This window comes from uncultured Parasphingorhabdus sp. (assembly GCF_963975555.1).
In the GTDB taxonomy this organism is placed as follows: Bacteria; Pseudomonadota; Alphaproteobacteria; order Sphingomonadales; family Sphingomonadaceae; genus Parasphingorhabdus.
This window is the reverse complement of record NZ_CAXBHH010000005.1, coordinates 173,645-189,931: the sequence shown is the minus strand read 5'-3', so window position 1 is coordinate 189,931 and position 16,287 is coordinate 173,645. Positions and strand designations below refer to the sequence as shown.

Below are 16,287 nucleotides of genomic sequence, written 5' to 3'. Positions count from 1 at the left end.
AGGAACATCTTGCCGGAACCAAACAGGTCGCCGACGACATTCATGCCGTCCATCAAGGGGCCTTCAATCACTTCGATCGGGCGGCCGTCGCGCGCTTTGACCGCTAGCCGCATTTCCTCGGTGTCTTCGATGATATGGGCGTCGATGCCCTTGACCAGCGCATGTTCCAGTCGCTTGTTCACCTCATAGCCACGCCATTCCGCCGCTGCCTTTTCGGCGACTTCATCGGTGCCGCGGAATTTCTCGGCAAGTGTGATCAGCCGGTCGGTCGCGTCGTCACGCCGGTCGAATATGACATCTTCGCAAAGCTCGCGCAGTTCAGGGTCGATGTCGTCATAAATATCCAGCTGGCCAGCGTTGACGATCGCCATGTCCATGCCCGCGGGAATGGCGTGGTAGAGAAAGACGCTGTGCATCGCCTTGCGAACCGGTTCATTGCCACGGAAGCTGAACGACAGGTTGGAAAGGCCGCCGGAGATATGGACATGCGGGCAGCGTTTCTTGATCTCGCGTGTCGCCTCGATAAAATCGAGCCCGTAGCGGCGATGCTCGTCAATCCCGGTGGCGATTGCAAAGACATTGGGATCGAAGATAATATCTTCCGGCGGGAAGCCGATGCCGGTGAGCAGCTTATAGGCGCGCTCGCAAATTTCGATCTTCCGCTCTTTGGTGTCGGCCTGTCCGGTTTCATCAAAGGCCATGACCACGACGGCAGCGCCATAAGCCATGCATTTGCGCGCATGTTTGAGGAATTCTTCCTCGCCTTCTTTCATCGAGATCGAGTTGACGATCGGTTTGCCGGATACGCATTTCAGCCCCGCCTCGATCACCGACCATTTGCTGCTGTCGATCATCACCGGCACGCGCGCGATATCGGGTTCGGCGGAGATCAGCTTGAGAAAGGTCGTCATCGCGTGGTGCGCGTCGAGCAGACCCTCGTCCATATTGATATCAATTATCTGCGCGCCGTTCTCGACCTGCTGGCGAGCGACCTCGACCGCGGCTTCATAGTCATCGTTGAGGACGAGCTTCTTGAAACGCGCAGAGCCAGTGACATTGGTGCGTTCGCCGATATTGACGAAATTCGTGGAAGAGGATTGGTTCATAATTCGTAATGTCATCCGTTGGTCTCGACCGGAGCCGAGAGGCAATTAATAGTCTCGGTCATGGCGGGAGCGCCACGAACGTGATTACGCTCGGCTCATGCCGCCATATTGAACGGTTCCAGCCCGGAAAGGCGGGTGTGGACAGAGATCGTCGGTATCTTGCGCGGTTCCTGGTCCGCCACGGCTTCGGCAATGGCGGCAATATGGTCCGGCGTGGTGCCACAGCAACCGCCGACGATATTGACCAGACCGTCTTTCAGCCAGTCACCGATTAACTCGGCGGTCTCCTGCGGCATTTCGTCATATTCGCCAAGATCATTGGGCAGGCCCGCGTTGGGATAGGCCATGATCAGCGCGTTTGCCTCTTTCGACAGCATCGCCAGATGCGGCCTGAGCTGGTCTGCTCCGAAAGAACAGTTGAGCCCGATGGTCAGCGGCTTCAAATGGCGCACGGCGTGCCAGAAAGCCTCGACCGTATGGCCGGACAGATTGCGACCGGACAGGTCCGTCAGGGTCATCGATATCATCAGCGGCACATCGCGGCCGCTTGCTTCTGCAGCTTCCATCGCCGCCATGCCTGCGCATTTGGCGTTGAGCGTATCAAAGATCGTTTCGATCAACAGAAAATCGACTCCACCGTCGATCAGGGCATCGCATTGCGCCCGGTAAACGCCTTTCAGATAATCATATTCAATTTCGCGGAAACCCGGGTCGTTGACGTCGGGTGACAGCGACAGGGTCTTGTTGGTCGGTCCGACGGACCCGGCGACAAAGCGCGGGCGGCCATCCCTGGCTTCGGCCTTGTCGCAGGCCGCACGGGCGATTTCTGCCGACTTGACGTTCAGATCGCGGACCAGATGCTCGCAGCCATAATCGGCCTGGCTGATCTCGGTAGAGCTGAACGTATTGGTTTCGATAATGTCGGCGCCCGCTTCGAGATAGGACGTATGAATGGCTTCGATGATATCCGGCCGGGTCAGGCTGAGCAGATCATTATTGCCCTTCTGGTCATCGGTCAGGTCGAGACTGCCGCGATAATCCTCTTCGCCGAGCCGGTAATTCTGGATCGCGGTGCCATAGCCGCCATCAAATACCAATATCCGCTCGGCGGCGAGTTTCTGCAATTGTTCGCGGGCGCTGGTCATGCCGCTTTCTCCTGTTGCGCGCTGCCGGGTCGCTTGCCGAGCAAGTGACAAATGGCGTAGCTGAGTTCTGCCCGGTTGAGCGTGTAAAAATGGAATTGGCGAACGCCTCCGGCATATAGCTTGCGGCAGAGTTCCGCTGCCACGGTCGCTGCGATCAATTGCCGGGCGGATGGATGGTCATCCAGTCCTTCGAACAGGTCGTTCATCCATGGCGGGATTTCTGCTCCGCACATACCGGCAAATTTGCGCGTCTGGGCGACATTGGATACCGGCAATATGCCGGGCACCAGCTCTGCGTCGATACCGGCTGCCGCCGCTGCATCGCGAAACCGGAAAAAAGCCTCTGCGGTAAAGAAGAACTGGGTGATCGCCCGGGTCGCGCCTGCATCGAGCTTGCGTTTCAGATTATCGAGATCACTTTGCGGGCAATCGGCTTCCGGATGGGTCTCGGGATAGGCGGCGACCGATATTTCGAACGGCGCGATGTCGCTCAGGCCCTTTACCAGTTCTGCAGCGCTGGCATAGCCTTGCGGATGCGGTTCGAAAGCCTGGCCCTCTGACGGTGGATCGCCGCGCAAAGCGACAATATGGCGGACGCCTGCATCCCAATAGGATTTTGCAACCTCGGCTATTTCGTCTTTGCTTGCGCCGACGCAGGTGAGATGCGCTGCAGCCGGGATATTGGTTTCTTTGGCGATCCTGGCGACCGTAGCATGGGTGCGTTCGCGCGTGGTGCCGCCGGCTCCATAAGTGACCGAAACAAATCGCGGATTGAGCGGCTCGAGCGTGACGACGCTATCCCACAGGGTTTTTTCCATTTTTTCCGATTTGGGCGGGAAAAATTCGAAGGAGACATCCGCGTCTCCGCTTAGTCCAGCGAACAGCGGCACATCCAGAGCCCGTTTGGCTTCTTCTAGTTCGTTTAGCCCCATTGGCCGTGTTGTCTTGCTCATGCTGTTGCTCTTTTCAAATTTTCAGACTGGGAGGCCGTTTTGTCGGCGTCGGGATGCAGGCTCGTTATGGCCGGCTTTCTGGCGACCCAGATTTTTACCGTCAGTTCGCCGCCATCGAGGGTTCTGGTTTGCACCAGCTCGAGCTTTGACGCGATGAGCCAGCGTTTCATGCTGTCATCGCTAAAGCCCAGACGCGCGTGCGCATGTTCGGTGCGCAAATCTTCCCGGTCATGGGCGGCAAAGTCTGCAATCAGGACGAAACCGTTGGATTTCAATACGCGCGACACTTCGACAAGCACCGCTTCGGGATGCTGGGCATAATGCAGGACCTGATGGAGGATGACACTATCGACCGCGCAACTTTCCACCGGCAGCTGGTTGAAATCGCCCTGTTTCAACTCCGTTTTCTGGACCAGAGCCGACCCGGTGACGGCTTCGCTCTCGAGCAATTTCGCTCGGGCCAGGCGCAACATCTCCGGACTTTTGTCGAGCGCGATGATCGATCGGGCTGACGGTCCGAACAGTTCGACCATCCGCCCCGTTCCAGTCCCGATATCCAGCATCTTGCCGAGCTGTGCATCCTTCAGCAAGGCGAGCATCGCCCGCTCGACTTCTGCTTCGGGCAGATGCAGCGAGCGGATCGCATCCCATTCTTCGGCATGCGCGGAAAAATAGCGTTCCGCCATCTCGGCGCGGGCTTTGCGGACCAATGAAAGCTGCGCCTGATCCTGCATCGCTTGTTCCGACTTGGCCACCTTGTCCGAACGGAAAATGCGGCCCAATATCTCCAACTCGGATGCGGGGCCGGGTTTCAGAAAAACCCAGCTTCCTTCCTTACGCCGTTCTGCCAGCCCGGCTTCATCCAATATTCTGATGTGACGTGAAATCCGCGGCTGGCTCTGGTCCAGTATCTGCGCGAGTTCACCGACAGCCAGTTCCATTTTTTGTAGCAACAGCACGATTCGCAACCGCGTAGGGTCGGCAAGTGCCCTGAAAATGTTTAAGATATGTTCCATGCTGGAATGCTATATAAAGAAATCTTTATATCTGGTCAATCGACTTGATTTTCCGCGTTTAATATTTGTCCGGGATCGCGATAACAGTAGAATTTACAGGTCATGAAAATGCCACAAAGAGGTTCTTCATTGCGTTCGTTCGGTCAAATCGCTAGAAACTTCAACCGTAGGACATTGGAGGTAGAACGCCTCTCGCCCTGCTTGGTTTTTTGAGGAATATAACAAAGGTTTACCCCAATGAAAAAAGTTACAACATCAATCGTTTTGGCCGCTGCACTTGGCCTGGCTGCATGCTCCGGCGCAGACAATGCTGAAACCGGTGTAGAAGAAACAGTAGAAGGCACGGACGCAACTGCTGAAGAAGCTGCTGATGATGCAATGGATGCCGCTGAAGGCGCAACCGACGCAATGGGCGAAGCTGCTGCAGACGCAACTGCTGAAGCCGGTGCTGCTGCTGATGCCGCTGGTGAAGCTGCTGTAGCTGCCGGTGCTGCTGCTGACGCTGCCGGTACCGCTGCTAAAGACGCTGCAAATGCTGCAGTCGACAAAGCTGCCGATGCTGCGAAAAAATCAGTCAACTAAGCTTTAATAAATTTCAGGAAAAGGGCTGCCTCAGGGCGGCCCTTTTTTTTGTCTTTGGCCTTGTCCGGATTGGCTTTATGGAGACGGCATGAAAAACATAGTCAGCATCGTGATATTGACCGGACTGGCTGCTTGCGGTCCGGCCCAAAATGATCCCGGCCCCGGTGGCGTCACCATCGGCGAGGCAAAAGCACTGGATGAAGCGGCAGAAATGCTCGACGAGCGCAATAGTCCGCCTGAATCGATTGAAAAAACGGCGACGGCCGTCCCAGCGCCGCCCGCCGAAAGCGAATAGCAATCAGCCGGGGTGGTAGCGCGCTACGGCCCGGGTTACCGACTGCATCAGGCGCATCCGTTCGGGAATGGATGCGGTCGTATCGCCCAGCATCACAACCACGGCATAGCGGGTGCCATCCGGCGCCGTCATGATGCCGATATCATTATATCCGGTTGCGACTGGACCAAGAACCTGTCCGGTGCCGGTTTTGTGCAAAAATTCCCAACCAGCAGGGACGCCTGCCTTCAGCCGGTTCGGCCCGCTTCTCGTGCGTTTCAATATAGATTGCAGCAAATTGGTCGAATTCTCCGACAGCAGTTTGCCACGGGCCAATTTGTCCAATGCGCGAACGATCGCTTGCGGACTTGCTCCATCGACCGGATCGGCGAGATAGGCGTCGAGCGACTGGCGCCGTTGCTCGACCGGTATTTTGGCCCGGGCTGCATAGAATGTGCGCCCGTAGGACAGGTTCTGCCTCCATTCCATTCCGGCAATGCCGCTCTGCAACAAGCGTTCACCGGGGCCGAAGCGGATTTTCCCCAGATCGTTTTTTGCGATGAACTTGCGCACGGCTTCCGGCCCGCCTGCATGATTAAGCAGAGCGTCATTCGCCGTATTGTCGCTGCTCGCGAGCGCTTGCTCAAGCAAGGTGTAGACAGACTTTACGACGGCACCGTTCTTCTCCACTTCCGCCGCCATCGGCTGGTGGAATACCGTCAAATCTTCTTTGCCGATCCGGATGGAATCGGACAGGGAGGCGCGGCCCTGATCGATCTTGTCGAGCAGCGTCAGAGCGACCCAGAGCTTGGAAACGCTCTGCTGCGGGAAATATTGATCCATCCGGTGGCCGATTTCCCAATCACCGTCGATCCGTTTGACTGCAATCCCGGTCGTGCCGGGAAAGCTCCGCCAAAGATCGGCGATTTCACGGACCAGCGCGGGATCGGGGCGGTCACGCGACGCAGTGGCGCGCGGCGTTTCCGTTGGCGCAGGATTTTGATATGTCGGAGGCGGGGTGTTGTTCCGTTGGACCGTTGGCCGGTCGGGAGCGGACACGCATGCGGCCAGTACGGTGGTTAGCAGCAATGTAAAAATATACCGAAACTGGGTCATATGCACTGCCGATCATCTGATATTGGAAAACTCATCGCTCCTCCTAGCTACGTGGCTCTGTCTTAACAGAGTCATAACCGCGAATTGCGATGAATGATTCTTGTCCTGCGACAGAATGCTGAAGTAGGGCCGGAAATCAGCCCGAATGCGAAAAAGGCGGAGCTATTTCTTGATTCCGAAATTGAGACGGCGGGTAACGCTATAGTCGAGCGTATTCACGACAAAGTAGGATATGGTCCAGCGCAGCCGGTTCAGAAAAGACCGGCGCGATTTGTGCAGTTCCGGTGTGATCGCCTCTGTCTGTTCGTGTATGATGTCGATCACGCTGCGTGCATGACTGGCAAATTCGGCATCTTCGATCCGCAACATCATCTCGACATTGATATACAGGCTGCGCAAATCGAAATTTGCGGAGCCGATATAGACCGCATCGTCGACAACCACCAATTTGGTGTGGAGTCGCTTGGGTTGATATTCGAAAAGACGGGCATGACGCTTCAGCAGATATCCGTACAATAATCTGCTGGCACCGATCGTCGCCGCATTATCGGTTTTCCCGGGCAAGATGATCCGGCTCTCCCCGCCCCGCTTCGATATTCTGCCAATGCGGCGCAAAAGACCTTGTCCCGGCGAGAAATAGGCGGAGACCAGGTCAAGCCTGCTGCCATTCTCGAGATCTTTCTTGATCGCCCACGCCCAGCGGCTCAGGCGGTTGCTCGGTCCGCCGAGTAGCCAGCGAAACTGGCCGTCGCCGGCCTTCCAGTGCCGGACCATTTTTTGCAGCGAACGTATGTTGCCATTGTCGCGATAGACCCAGTCGGACAACAGCCGGTAATAGTTGGCGAGATTGGCAACTTCGGGCCCTTCGATTTCGAGGCCGAGGTCTTCCCAGCTATCGCTGACGGGGAGGCTGTCCCCGTCTTGCCGGGCCATGTTAAAATAGGCGTCGGCAATGTTGAATCCGCCGATCAGTGCACAGCAATCATCGGCGATGATCATTTTCTGGTGATTGCGGACAAAATAGCTGGTCGAAAAGCGCGGGCTGAAAATCTTGAATTTCCCGCCCGCTTCGATCAGCGGATCGAAAAAGCTCCGCGACGCGCCGTTTGAACCAAAGCTGTCGACCATCATCTCCACGGCCAGGCCGCGCTGGCAGGCGGCGACCAATATGTCGAGAATTCTGCGACCAGTGCGGTCATCCTCGAACATGTAGAAGAAAAGCTTGAGGCTTTTCTCCGCGCCTTCGAGCATGTCCACCAGCGCGGCGAGACGTTCCGGGGCCGCGCGGACAAGTCGCAAGCGATTCTCGCCGACGTCAAGCCATCGTGGCGGATCGGATGGCAATATCGGGTTGTTGGCGGTGGCGCTTTCCATGGTTGGGAGGCATAGATTATCACCGGCGTACCGACAAACCATTAGATTGTTTGTGATTGTTCGCAGCATACCGGATTTGTTGACAAATCCAGCCGATATCCCTAGATGCAGGCTTCTTTTCCAATATTTTGCAGAATCAGGAGCGGCTTATGGCTCGCGTTACCGTTGAAGATTGCGTCGATAAAGTAACAAACCGGTTTGATCTGGTGTTGTTCGCTGCCCAGCGCGCACGTGAGATTTCAGGCGGCGAAGAGCTGACTGTTGACCGCGATCGTGATAAAAACCCAGTTGTGGCGCTGCGCGAAATCGCAGAAGAAACCGTCAAGCCGAAGGATCTGGAAGAAAGCCTGATCCAGTCGCTGCAGAAGGTTCTCATCGATGATGATGATACACCGGATGAAATCGGTTCGATCAGCCAGTCGGCAGAAGCGCTTCGCTTGACCGCCGCTGCACCACCACGCAGTGCCGGTGTTTCCGGAGACTATGGTCGCCGGTAAGCAAGCCGCGTCACCGCGCTAGACTATTCGAGACAAAAGAAAAGGCCGCCGGAAATATTCCGGGCGGCCTTTTCTTATTCTATCATCGGCTTGAGCTATCGGCAGAAACCGGACTAGGCGCCTTGTGGCTTTGGATCGCCAAACGGTCCTTTTTTCTTCCGTCCCGCCTTCGGGATGCTCGCGCCGGCCGACGGTACAGCAGCCGGTTTGACGACCTCACCATTCGGGCGTGCCAGCTTGCCGGTTTCGACCAGCTCGTCGATATCTTCGCCAGACAGCGTTTCATATTCTAGCAACGCATTGGCGAGGGCATGGAGCTGCTTCTCGTTCGTGGTCAGAACATGCTTCGCCCGGTCATAGCTGTCGTCGATCAGCTTGCGGATTTCCAGATCGATCTTCTTCGCGGTTTCGTCCGACATATGGACGCGCTGGGATTGCGAGTAGCCGAGGAAGGTTTCACCCTGTTCCTCTTCATATTGCAATGGCCCCATCAGGTCGGACATGCCCCACTGGGTGACCATGTCGCGCGCCAGCTTGGTGGCATATTGAATGTCACCGGAAGCGCCGGAGGAGACTTTGTCATAGCCGAAGATGATTTCCTCGGCGACGCGGCCGCCCATCGACACGGCCAGATTGGCGTGCATCTTGTCGCGATGGTAGCTGTAATTGTCGCGTTCCGGCAGGCGCATGACCATACCAAGCGCACGGCCACGGGGGATGATTGTCGCCTTGTGGATCGGATCAGAAGCCGGTTCGTGCACGGAGACCAGAGCGTGGCCGGCTTCGTGATAGGCGGTCATTCTCTTTTCATCTTCGGTCATCACCATCGACTTGCGTTCGGTGCCCATCATGACCTTGTCCTTGGCATCCTCGAACTCGCTCATCGCGACCATCCGTTTGCCACGGCGAGCAGCCATCAGGGCAGCCTCATTGACCAGGTTGGCCAGATCGGCACCGGAGAAACCAGGCGTTCCGCGTGCAATAGTGCGCGGGTCGACGTCCGGTGCCAGCGGCACTTTCTTCATATGCACGGCAAGGATCTTTTCGCGTCCTTCGATATCGGGACGAGGCACGACAACCTGACGGTCAAAGCGACCGGGACGCAGCAGAGCGGGATCGAGCACGTCGGGACGGTTGGTCGCGGCGATGATGATGATACCTTCATTCGCCTCGAAGCCGTCCATTTCGACCAGCAACTGGTTCAATGTCTGCTCGCGTTCGTCATTGCCATTGCCAAGTCCGGCGCCACGATGGCGACCGACCGCATCGATTTCATCGATGAAGACGATGCATGGTGCGTTTTTCTTCGCCTGCTCGAACATGTCACGGACACGGCTGGCACCGACACCGACAAACATTTCGACAAAATCGGAACCGGAGATGGAGAAAAACGGTACGCCTGCTTCGCCTGCAATAGCACGGGCCAGCAGGGTTTTACCGGTACCAGGCGAACCGACCAGCAGCGCGCCCTTGGGAATCTGGCCGCCAAGCTTGGCAAAGCGTCCGGGATTCTTCAGAAATTCGACAATTTCTTCCAGTTCTTCGCGGGCTTCATCGATGCCGGCGACGTCCTGAAAGGTTACCTTGCCCTGTTTTTCGGTCAGAAGCTTCGCCTTGGACTTGCCAAAACCCATGGCTCCGGAGCCGCTGCCCTTTTGCATCTGCCGCAGCACGAAAAAGGCGATGCCGAGGATCAGAATGAAGGGCAGGGACTGGACCAGAATGATCTGCCAGATGCTCGCCTGTTCCTGAGCCTTGCCGCTATATTCCACGCCCTTTTCATCAAGCAGCGTCACCAGAGACGGATCGTTGCCGACCGGTGTGGTCGAGAATTTGTCGCCATTGGTGAGTTCGCCGGTGATCTGGTCCGGCGCGATGGCAACGCTTTTGACGCTGCCTTCTTCTACTTTATTGCGGAAGGAGGAATAGCTGATCCCGGTACCTGCATCGCTCGCGGCACCTGCACCAAACATCGAAACGGTGAGCAGAAGCGCTATGATGACGCCAGCCCAGATGAACATGCTCTTCATCCACGGGTTTTCTTTCGGATCCTGTTCGTCATTCATTGCGCATCTTGTCCTGTAATCATTGTTGTCGCGGATGATGGGCATCAAACGCAATATTCTCATTCCCCTAAAGATAGTCCTTTTCCCGAGGATGACAATATGAACGCCAATGTTTTTACCGATCAGTGTAATCGGAGCCGGACGGGCAAGCGTCGGAGAATTCAGCTATTCCGGCGCTGCGGAGCGGTCTGGAAAGTCCAATTCTCTCCACCGCGGCATAAAATATTGCCAAGTGTGACGGTTTCACCGCGTTCCAGAGCGATAATTGTCTGGTCAATCTGGCTGCCGCGAGGGGACAGGGAAGCATCGCAAATATGCAGGCATTTGAGCAGCAGACGCCGCTGAATCTCGTGCGGGAACCCGGTTTTGTCGAGCGCACACCCGCTATCGGCAGTTATGATATGCTCCACGGCAAGCTGTTCGACGTGCCACTCGATAGCTTCACGGGCAGAGCCCAATGCGCTCGCGCTCTGACTGGCGAGACTGGTATCAAATCCTTCCAGATCCTTTAGCGCCTGTCGCACCCGCACCCGGTCGAAACCCTGATCGCGATTTGAGGGGTCATCGACCGCTTCGATACCCTGGCTGGCCACGAAGCTTATCAGCGCTGATTTCTGGAAATGGAGCAGGGGCCGGACAATATTGGACCGTTTCTCCCTTATGCCCGACATTCCGTCGATCCCGCTGCCACGCAATATCCGCATGATCATGGTTTCGAGCTGATCATCCGCATGATGGGCGGTCGCCAGCCAATGGATATTATTTTCCTTCATCCAGTCGTGCAGCAGTCCGTAGCGCGCGTGCCGGGCCGCGCTCTGGATGCTGCCGCGGATCGGCACAACGGGTCGCAATATTTCGTGGGGGATCGCTCGTTCGCGGCACAGCGACGCAACAAATTCTGCTTCGGTCGCTGCCGCAGGGCGCAAGCCATGGTCGACTGTGGCCGCGGCAATTCTGCCTGGAAAGACGTCAAAGGCCAGCAGTAGCAAAGCCAGACTGTCGGGACCGCCGGAAACGGCCAGGCCCAGTTTTTCTTCATTCGATTCAAACGCTGGAATCAGGCGATATACGGCCTCTGCAAAATCTTTTGTGAGCGAGGCGTTTTCATTGCCCATGAGCTACTTACAGTTGGCGGCAGTCTTGCCCGATGCGACTTGGCTGGCAAGCCGGCCACTGGCGACGTCGGGGTAAACATCCTGCATTTCGGCCAGGACCCGGCAGGCATCCGCTTTCTTGCCCAGTTGTACCAGCGCCGTGCTCAGAAAATAGAGGCTGTCCGGTGCGCGTTCGCCGCGGGGGCGTTTCTGGTAATTTTCATATAGAGCAACCGAAGCCAGTGCCGGCTTTCCGTCATCGAGATAGGCACGGCCCAGCAAATTTTGAGCGTAGCTCGCCCGCCGATGGCTCGAATATTCATCGGCCATTTTTTTCAACTGGGTCTGCGCTTCGGGGTAGAATTTTGCTTCCCACAGCCGGTAGCCGTAAATATAGGCATCTTCAGCGGCATCTCCGGTTTCGGGCATGACGATCGCAGCGACGCCGACAACGCGTTTGGGATCGGGAGCGGCCTCTGGCGCTGGTTTTTTCGCCACCGCTGTTGTGGAGCCGCTAGCGGTCGATCCGCCAGTGACGGTCGAGCTAACGACCGGCGCTTCGGTCGCGGCCAAACGGTCCTCGATTTTCTTCAACCGGAATCCGTTTTCCTCGACTTGACCCGTAAGGTTTGCCAGACTGCGCTCGAGCGCGTCAACGCGGGCGATAAGGTCGGTGACAGCCGACGTCGTATTTGTTGTTCCGGATGATGCGGGGCCGGTATCAGCCGTGATCTGGGGTTCGAAATAGCGGCCTGTGCCACCGGGGAAAACCTTGCGCTGGACCGCGCGCATCTCCTGTTCGAGCCGATCAACACGCTTGTCTGTATTTGCATCTTGTGCCGACACCGGTGTGCTGATGAGCAAGCTGGTGAGCAGGATTGTGATACCGAATGTCTTCATCGAAGCCTCCGCTGAATTTGGCGTATATTAACCATATACCACCCTGAAAAGTAAAGAAGATTTTGGTCGGAAACCGGCGGGTTCCCAACCTTTTTTACCAGTATGTCGGCTTGTGCGTTTCTCAATCAGTCGATAAAACGGCTGCCGGACCGCTGGCTTCTGTCCGGGCCAGCAACGCTGCTGCGCTGACCCCGACATCCTTGATCGTCCGCTCCGCCGTGCCCAGTTGCGGGACGACCTGGCCGTCTATCGTAACGGTCAGTGCGTCGGGACGCCCGGTCAGAATCTGCGGATTGTCAGCGTCAGCCGGGACCGTGAATGTTTCCCCCGCTGCCATCTCGTTTTCGAACAGGCGTTTGCCCTCGGCATCATAGATTTTCAGCCATACATTCTGGGTCGCGGTCAAGATGACAGTTCCCTGACTGGATGGTGTCGTCCCGCTTGCGTCGAGATTTTGTGAATCAGGATTGCCCGCAGTGCTTACCACCTCGGTTGCAGATTCCTGTTCCGCGATCTGGGTAACCTCACCGGGATTCAGGATTAAAGTGCGCCAGACCAGATAACCAACGAGCACCAAAGCGCCAATGCCGGCTGCGGTCCATGCCAGATAGCGCGGTGGAATGCTGGAGGGATCGGCCGGATCATATTCGCTCAATTCTGGCTGGTAGCTCCCGTGTCCCTGTTCGTCCATTTCCTCGCGCAACTGGCTGCCGATGGATGCATCGCTCAGCCCGACGGCTCGGGCGAAGGATTTGGCAAAGCCGATTGCATAAGTTCGTCCGGGAAGCGCTTCAAAATCACCGATTTCCAGCGACGCCAGATGGCGTTGCGGAATTCTGGTTTTTTTGGCGATCTCCTCCAGCGACATTTTCTTCTGCTCACGCGCCTCACGCAATAATGCGCCTGTGCTGTGCAAAGTCAGTTCAATATTCTCGCCATCATTGGTTTCGTCGGCCACTGCATACTCCTCTGGCCGGATCATTCTGCGACCCTTTTCGCACACCCCCGGATAATTGACGAAAAAAGCCAGTTTGGGCGGCAAAAGTCAATGACTATCGTGGTCGATGTGGTGCATTTTACGATTTTCGTCTTTTTGGCCACCAATTTGCCGGTTTATTGCCGGAATATAGCGATCAATCCAGGTCGATGTTGTGCTCAATGGCCCATTGCTCGAGCCGCGCTCGCGGTTGGGCAGGCGCTTCTTTCAAGATCGCTTCGATCTCCAGTTTTGCCTGGCCGAGGTCAAGTGACCGCACCATCGCCTTGATCGGGCCAACCGAAGCCGGCGTAATCGACAGGCTGCGAATGCCCAATCCCAGAAGCGCGAGGGCATCCAAAGGACGGCCGCCCATCTCTCCACAAATGCCGAGAGGAATCGAATAGCGTTCCGCATTCTCCGAGGCGCGGCGTATAAATCTGAGAATTGCCGGGCTCATCCAGTCAAACCGTTCGGCAAGTTTCGGATTGCTCCGGTCGGCGGCGAAAAGAAACTGGGTCAGATCATTGGTGCCGATCGACAGAAAGTCGAGCCGGTCTGCCATCAGATCCAGACATTCTGCCAGGGCAGGGACCTCGAGCATGGCGCCATAGCGGATTTGCGACGGCAATCTCTTTTTCTGACTTCGCAGATAGGTGCGCTGATGTTCGAATACCGCCTTGGCTTCATCAAATTCCCAAGGTTCCGCGATCATCGGGAACATGATATTCAGCTTCCGTCCAGCCGCTGCTTCTATCAAGGCCCGCGCCTGAACTTTCATCAGGGCATCCCGTTCAAGGCCGATCCGGATCGCCCGCCAGCCCAGAGCCGGATTATCTTCTTTGGATTCACTGGCCTGAAAATAGGGAAGCGGTTTGTCGCCTCCGATATCAACGGTGCGGAATATCACCGGCTTGTCGCCGGCGGCTTCCAGCACATCGCGGTAGAAGCGGGATTGCGCTGCCCGGCCGGGCATGGTGGCGGCGACGAGAAACTGGAATTCGGTCCGGAACAGTCCGATGCCGTCCGCGCCGGTCAGGTTGAGCAGCGCCAAGTCGTCGCGCAGCCCAGCGTTGATATTGACGGTGATCCGGACACCGTCTTTGGTTACGGCTTCCTTGTCCCGCAATTCGGAATAAGCGGCGCGTTTTTTCTGGCTGAGTTCCAGCTGTGCTTCAAACGCTTCCTCGACCGAAGGGCCTGGCCTTACGAATACGACATTATCATCGACATTGAGCAAAAGATGATCGTCCTCGCGGACGACTTGCCGGATGTTCTTGACCTGCCCGAGGATCGGGATCCCCATCGCACGGGCGATGATCGTGACATGCGCGGTCAGCGAACCTTCTTCGAGGACCACGCCCTTGAGCCTGCGCCGGTCATATTCGAGCAGTTCAGCCGGACCCAGGTTGCGGGCAATCAGGATCGTGTCCTGCCGCAAACCCATTTTTGCCGCAGTGCCCATCTGGCCGGAAACGGTGCGCAGCAGACGATTGGCAAGGTCTTCCAGATCATGCATGCGCTCGGCCAAAAGCGGATCATCGATTTGCCGCATCCGCATACGGGTATGCTGCTGCACTCTTTCGATCGCCGCTTCGGCAGTCAGGCCGCTGTCGATCGCTTCATTGATGCGCCGGCTCCAGCCTTCATCATAGGCAAACATCTTATATGTCTCGAGCACTTCCTCATGCTCGCCGCCGACACCGAATTCCGCCTGACTGGTCATCAGGTCGATCTGGGCCCGCATCTTGTCGAACGCGGAATAGACCCGATGGCGTTCCGCCTCGGTATCTTCCGCGACCGTATGCTGGATTTTGACTCGCGGTTGATGGAAGACCGCGTGACCGCTGGCTTTGCCCTTGACCAGCTGCAAACCGCTGAGCCGATCAGCGCCATTGTCGAGCATCGCCGATTCTTCAGCGAAATTGTCGTCGACAAATTCGGCGCTGGTGATCAATTCCGACAAAACCATTGCAGCCGTCTCGAAAGCTTCAATTTCTACCTCGGAATAGCGGCGCGGTTCGACATGCTGGGCGCATAAAACACCGATGGCCTGCTGGTTCCGGATGATCGGAACGCCGGCAAAACTGTGGAATTTTTCCTCGCCGGTTTCCGGACGATATTGGAAATCGGGATGGCTGGCCGCCTCGTCAAGATTCAGCGTTTCGACATTCTTGGCGATATAGCCGGTAAGGCCTTCGCCCATCGCGAGCTTGGTCACGTGAACCGCTTCGGCGTTGAGGCCACGGGTTGCAAACAACTCCAGCACGCCTTCCCGGCGCAAGTAAATCGAGCAGACTTCGCTACTTACCGCGTCGGCGATCGTTTCGACCACTTGGTTCAGTTTGGCCTCGGGATGGCTGCGCGACGCCATGATCGCCCGCAAGCCGGTCAGGATGTTGCGGGCGGTCTTGGTACTTGCGGGATCTGTTGCGGGCATGACGTTCGCCTAGCAGAAAGGCTAAGGGAGTGCGATATCGAAAAGCGCCCCGGTGGCAAAACAGATTTTGGCTATCTGTTCAGTTCGAGCGGCGTCGCCGATTCCCGCTCAATTTAGCAGTTCTTCTTTCAGCCGGAGCTTTTCTTTCTTGAGATTATGGATTCGAATCGTGTCTGGAAGGGGCCGGGTTTCTTCTTCATTGATCTGGCGTTCGAGCGCTTCATGCTTGTTGCGCAGTGCGGACATGTGATTCTGAATCATTAAAATCTCCTCAAAAATGGTTTTTTGAAATTGAAAGAGGACCAAAGCTTCCTTTCTTGCTGCTGTTGCCAAATTCCGGTGCGGAAATGGCTTCATGGTTTAAATGTCTTGGTTTCGACATGAACCATGAATAGGAATAAGATTACAAAATTGTTGCACATACGCAAGGGGTGAGATTGAACCGGAATGGGGATGAGCGATGAAGAGTTGCAAATGCGGCTTGAACTGCTGAAAATTGAACATCGCGATCTCGACGAGGCCATTATTGCGCTGGTCGAGGCAGGTAATTCTGATCAGCTCCGGGCGGCCCGTCTCAAGAAGAGAAAATTGCAGTTGCGCGACCGCATCATATTGATTGAAAATCAGCTCATTCCCGACATTATCGCCTGACCCGCAAGCTGCAGGGCGGGTTGTAGATTTGTTAACTATACCTATCCACCAGTTAACCCCAGACACGCCCGCGTATCAGTTTGGAACAGCGCTCTTC

16 protein-coding genes are annotated in these 16,287 nt (G+C 56.3%); 4 read left to right on the top strand and 12 right to left on the bottom strand.

Going from position 1 to position 16,287, the window contains the following annotated elements:
• From AAC060_RS12400 to AAC060_RS12385, 4 genes are all read right to left on the bottom strand, one after another.
• The coding region (locus AAC060_RS12400; protein ID WP_339826677.1) for a dihydropteroate synthase at nucleotides 1-1,106 on the bottom strand (1,106 nt) is incomplete at its 3' end.
• A gap of 95 nt (nucleotides 1,107-1,201) precedes the next feature.
• On the bottom strand, nucleotides 1,202-2,251 hold the full coding sequence (locus tag AAC060_RS12395) for a homocysteine S-methyltransferase family protein (protein WP_339826665.1): 1,050 nt from the start codon (nucleotides 2,249-2,251) through the stop codon (nucleotides 1,202-1,204).
• Nucleotides 2,248-3,204: a methylenetetrahydrofolate reductase gene (metF, locus tag AAC060_RS12390; RefSeq protein ID WP_339826663.1), complete on the bottom strand. Its 957-nt coding sequence runs from the start codon at nucleotides 3,202-3,204 to the stop codon at nucleotides 2,248-2,250. Before metF ends, AAC060_RS12395 begins: the two co-directional genes overlap by 4 nt.
• Complete coding sequence (locus AAC060_RS12385; RefSeq protein ID WP_339826661.1) at nucleotides 3,201-4,220, bottom strand: metalloregulator ArsR/SmtB family transcription factor; 1,020 nt, start codon at nucleotides 4,218-4,220, stop codon at nucleotides 3,201-3,203. Before AAC060_RS12385 ends, metF begins: the two co-directional genes overlap by 4 nt.
• Before the next feature lie 237 nt (nucleotides 4,221-4,457).
• Here AAC060_RS12385 and AAC060_RS12380 point away from each other — a divergent pair, with 237 nt between their 5' ends.
• Both AAC060_RS12380 and AAC060_RS12375 read left to right on the top strand, forming a co-directional pair.
• The gene (locus tag AAC060_RS12380; RefSeq protein WP_339826659.1) at nucleotides 4,458-4,802 is read left to right on the top strand and encodes a hypothetical protein; all 345 of its coding nucleotides are present in this window, start codon (nucleotides 4,458-4,460) and stop codon (nucleotides 4,800-4,802) included.
• A gap of 88 nt (nucleotides 4,803-4,890) precedes the next feature.
• Nucleotides 4,891-5,097, top strand: coding sequence for a hypothetical protein (locus AAC060_RS12375; protein ID WP_339826657.1), 207 nt, complete (start codon nucleotides 4,891-4,893; stop codon nucleotides 5,095-5,097).
• A gap of 3 nt (nucleotides 5,098-5,100) precedes the next feature.
• Here AAC060_RS12375 and AAC060_RS12370 read toward each other — a convergent pair whose 3' ends face one another.
• Both AAC060_RS12370 and AAC060_RS12365 read right to left on the bottom strand, forming a co-directional pair.
• The gene (locus tag AAC060_RS12370) at nucleotides 5,101-6,192 is read right to left on the bottom strand and encodes a serine hydrolase (protein ID WP_339826655.1); all 1,092 of its coding nucleotides are present in this window, start codon (nucleotides 6,190-6,192) and stop codon (nucleotides 5,101-5,103) included.
• A gap of 162 nt (nucleotides 6,193-6,354) precedes the next feature.
• Nucleotides 6,355-7,566 (bottom strand): phosphatidylserine/phosphatidylglycerophosphate/cardiolipin synthase family protein, encoded by a 1,212-nt coding sequence (locus tag AAC060_RS12365; protein WP_339826653.1) that lies wholly within the window; start codon nucleotides 7,564-7,566, stop codon nucleotides 6,355-6,357.
• A 149-nt stretch (nucleotides 7,567-7,715) separates the two neighbouring features.
• Here AAC060_RS12365 and rpoZ point away from each other — a divergent pair, with 149 nt between their 5' ends.
• Nucleotides 7,716-8,063, top strand: coding sequence for a DNA-directed RNA polymerase subunit omega (gene rpoZ / locus AAC060_RS12360; protein WP_335653402.1), 348 nt, complete (start codon nucleotides 7,716-7,718; stop codon nucleotides 8,061-8,063).
• Nucleotides 8,064-8,176: 113 nt separating this feature from the next.
• Here the strand turns inward: rpoZ and ftsH are convergent, their stop codons facing one another.
• The 6 genes from ftsH to AAC060_RS12330 all read right to left on the bottom strand — a co-directional run bounded on the left by ftsH (nucleotide 8,177) and on the right by AAC060_RS12330 (nucleotide 15,896).
• Nucleotides 8,177-10,129, bottom strand: coding sequence for an ATP-dependent zinc metalloprotease FtsH (ftsH, locus tag AAC060_RS12355; protein ID WP_339826651.1), 1,953 nt, complete (start codon nucleotides 10,127-10,129; stop codon nucleotides 8,177-8,179).
• Between the two features lie 161 nt (nucleotides 10,130-10,290).
• Nucleotides 10,291-11,244, bottom strand: coding sequence for a tRNA lysidine(34) synthetase TilS (gene tilS / locus AAC060_RS12350; RefSeq protein ID WP_339826649.1), 954 nt, complete (start codon nucleotides 11,242-11,244; stop codon nucleotides 10,291-10,293).
• 3 nt (nucleotides 11,245-11,247) lie between these two features.
• The gene (locus tag AAC060_RS12345) at nucleotides 11,248-12,123 is read right to left on the bottom strand and encodes a hypothetical protein (protein ID WP_339826647.1); all 876 of its coding nucleotides are present in this window, start codon (nucleotides 12,121-12,123) and stop codon (nucleotides 11,248-11,250) included.
• Between the two features lie 121 nt (nucleotides 12,124-12,244).
• Nucleotides 12,245-13,081 (bottom strand): RodZ domain-containing protein, encoded by an 837-nt coding sequence (locus tag AAC060_RS12340; RefSeq protein WP_339826645.1) that lies wholly within the window; start codon nucleotides 13,079-13,081, stop codon nucleotides 12,245-12,247.
• 175 nt (nucleotides 13,082-13,256) lie between these two features.
• The gene (ptsP, locus tag AAC060_RS12335) at nucleotides 13,257-15,539 is read right to left on the bottom strand and encodes a phosphoenolpyruvate--protein phosphotransferase (protein WP_339826643.1); all 2,283 of its coding nucleotides are present in this window, start codon (nucleotides 15,537-15,539) and stop codon (nucleotides 13,257-13,259) included.
• Nucleotides 15,540-15,647: 108 nt separating this feature from the next.
• A complete protein-coding gene (locus tag AAC060_RS12330) occupies nucleotides 15,648-15,896 on the bottom strand; it encodes a YdcH family protein (protein WP_339826641.1) in 249 nt (82 codons plus the stop codon).
• A 96-nt stretch (nucleotides 15,897-15,992) separates the two neighbouring features.
• Between AAC060_RS12330 and AAC060_RS12325 the strand changes: the two genes are divergently transcribed.
• Entirely contained in the window at nucleotides 15,993-16,190 is a 198-nt protein-coding gene (locus tag AAC060_RS12325) for a DUF465 domain-containing protein (RefSeq protein ID WP_339826639.1), read from the top strand.
• The last annotated feature ends 97 nt before the right edge of the window (nucleotides 16,191-16,287 follow it).